The 2,875-nt window shown below is 63.6% G+C and carries 3 protein-coding genes; all 3 read left to right on the top strand.

Annotated elements, in window-relative coordinates; all coding sequences use genetic code 11:
* The first annotated feature begins 434 nt into the window (after positions 1 to 434).
* Positions 435 to 1,109, top strand: a complete 675-nt coding sequence (locus tag EN914_RS30405; protein ID WP_023812818.1) for a response regulator transcription factor — start codon at positions 435 to 437, stop codon at positions 1,107 to 1,109.
* 7 nt (positions 1,110 to 1,116) lie between these two features.
* Positions 1,117 to 2,595 carry a HAMP domain-containing sensor histidine kinase gene (locus EN914_RS30400; protein WP_024505283.1) on the top strand — a complete coding sequence of 493 codons (1,479 nt, stop codon included), beginning with the start codon at positions 1,117 to 1,119 and terminating at the stop codon, positions 2,593 to 2,595.
* Positions 2,595 to 2,875: hypothetical protein (locus EN914_RS30395; protein ID WP_164779022.1), on the top strand; the 281-nt coding region annotated here is incomplete at its 3' end. The genes EN914_RS30400 and EN914_RS30395, both read left to right, overlap by 1 nt.

Raw genomic sequence — 2,875 nt, 5'->3', positions numbered from 1 at the left:
GTCAAATCCGGCCGCAAGGCGGTGCTGATGCAGATCACCCGCGACGACACCAATCGTTTCGTCGCGCTGCCCGTCGCCAAGGGCTGAGGTCGGCCCCGGAGCGTTCTCTTGGCCTTCCGAGGCGGGTGAGGGCGTTCCGGCGGCAAGTTGGACTTTTCCAGTGCGACGGTTGAACACCCCCGAGCCGTACGGGAAAGCATGGAGGAGCGCGCGTTAGTCAGTCATCGCGCCTTCCCCCGGCGGCAGCGGGCTTCCCATCGCCCGCTGCCGCACAATTTCAAAAGCGCTTCAACGATCCGATGCCACCGACATCGGCAGCGAGCAGCTTTATCGCGCACTGCTTCGAGCGATCTCGGTCGCGATGCGCTTTGGCAAAGGCCACAATGCAGATGTCTGCCACTCAACCTTCCGGCGAAATCGCGTATAACAGCCCTATGAAGATTCTCGTCATAGAAGACGATCGCGAGGCTGCGGATTACTTGCAGAAAGCCTTTGCCGAGGCCGGTCACACCGCGCATGTCGCCGGTGACGGCGAAACCGGCTTTGCGCTCGCCGACGCCGGCGACTACGACGTGATGGTGATCGACCGGATGATGCCGCGTCGCGACGGCCTGTCGGTCATTGCCGGTCTCAGGTCCAGGGGCAACACGACGCCGGTGCTGATCCTGTCGGCGCTCGGCGAGGTCGATGACCGGGTCACGGGTTTGCGCGCCGGCGGCGACGATTACCTGACAAAGCCCTATGCCTTCTCCGAGCTTCTCGCCCGCGTCGAGGTGCTGAACCGGCGCGCCAGTGCCAAGGAAGCGGAAACCGTCTACCGCGTCGGCGATCTCGAACTCGACAGGCTGTCGCATTCGGTCCGCCGTGCGTCACGCGAGATAACGCTGCAGCCGCGTGAGTTCCGCTTGCTCGAATATCTGATGCGGCATGCCGGCCAGGTGGTGACGCGCACCATGCTGCTGGAAAATGTCTGGGACTACCATTTCGATCCGCAGACCAATGTCATCGACGTCCATGTCTCCCGGCTGCGCGGCAAGATCGAGAAGGGCTTCGACAAGCCCATCCTGCATACGGTTCGCGGCGCCGGCTATATGCTGAAGAGTGGTTAGCTGCGGCATGGCTCTTTCCGTGCCAGCCATCATGAAGACGACGGCAGCGCGGCTTTCGGCGCTCTATTTCCTGCTCTTCGCGCTCTGCGCGGTGGCGCTCGTCTTCTACATGACCTCGCTGTCGGCGCGAATGCTGACCGCGCAGACGCAGGAGACCATCAATGACGAAGTGCTCGGCCTTGCCCGCGCCTATCAGCGCGGCGGCCTGCCGGTACTGGTCCGCGTGGTCGAAGCGCGCTCGCGCCAGCCCGGCGCAAACCTTTACCTGATCGCCGACGCCAACGGCCAGATCCTGACCGGCAATGTGCAGAGCCTCGAACCTGGCGTTCTCGAAACCGAAGGCTGGACCAGCAGTCCGTTCTCTTATCAGCGCTTTGGCGAGGGAGAGCTCGAGCGCCTGCGCAACCTTCCCGCCGAGCAGGGCACCACCACCCAATCCGAGCAGAACGATGCGCAGGCGCAGGGCGAAAAAGGCCACAACGCCATTGCGCTGGTGCTGCGGCTGCCGAACCAGATGATCATGCTGGTCGGCCGCGACCTTGGCGAGCCGGAACGGTTTCGTGCGGTCATCCGCCGTGCGCTGATGCTGGCGCTCGGCATGATGGGGCTGGGCGGATTGCTGATCTGGTTTTTTGTCGGCCGCGCTGCGCTGAAGCGCATCGACAGCGTGTCGGAAGCCAGCCGTCGCATCATGGGCGGCGATCTGTCGGGCAGGCTGCCGGTGACGGGGGTTGGCGACGAGTTCGACCGGCTCTCCGAAAATCTCAATGCCATGCTGGCCAGGATCGCCACGCTCAACGAAGGCTTGAAGCAGGTTTCCGACAACATCGCGCATGATCTGAAGACGCCGCTGACCCGGCTGCGCAACCGGGCCGAAGCGACGCTTTCGGGCAAGCAAAAGCCCACCGACTACCGGCAGGCGCTGGAAGGCACCATCGCCGAGTCGGACCAGTTGATAAAAACCTTCAACGCCATCCTGATGATCTCCCGGCTGGAGGCTGGCTACTCGTCTGAAAATACGAACCGCGTCGATCTTGCGGAAGCCGTACGCGATGTCGTCGAGCTCTATGAGCCGGTGGCGGAAGAGGCAGGCGTGTCGCTGGAAGCAGACGCGCACGAGGCGGTGTCCGTCAACGGCAACCGCGAACTGATCGGTCAGGCGCTGTCGAACATCGTCGACAACGCCATCAAATATTCGACCGGCGCCAATGCCCAGCCGGCGGTGCGCGTCACGCTCGAGCGAGCCGGTGCGGACGTTCGCCTGTCGGTTGCCGACAATGGCCACGGCATTCCCGACGATGGCGACCGCGCGCGTGCCACGGAACGTTTCGTGCGGCTGGAGAAGAGCCGTTCGCAACCGGGTTCGGGTCTTGGCCTCAGCCTCGCCAAGGCCGTCATGACATTCCACAATGGCCGGCTTGAACTCTTGCCTGGCAATCCTGGATTATCCGTGGTCATGAGTTTCCCGGTTCGGGAGGATCACTGATGAGCACGGCTGCGAGAGCGAAAGATTGGCTGCTGAAGCCGGCGGCCAGGCTTGTTCCGCTCGACAAGGACCGTGCGCGGTTGGAACTGGCCGAGATCGCTTCCGCCGCGCGCGAAGAAGGGCTGACGCGGCTTGCCAAGTTTCTGGCCGGCAAGGGGGAGGGCCAGGATTTCCTCGCCGCCGTCTTCGATCTGTCGCCGTTCCTGCGCGATACGGCACGTCGCCGGCCGCAAATCCTGGACGGGCTGTTCGAGCAGACAATCGAGGCTCGGCTGAAAGC

It is taken from the genome of Mesorhizobium sp. M7A.F.Ca.CA.001.08.2.1 (genome assembly GCF_003998455.1).
Taxonomy (GTDB): Bacteria; Pseudomonadota; Alphaproteobacteria; order Rhizobiales; family Rhizobiaceae; genus Mesorhizobium; species Mesorhizobium ciceri.
Note: the sequence above shows the minus strand (reverse complement) of the source record. Positions and strands in the feature narration are given on the sequence as shown.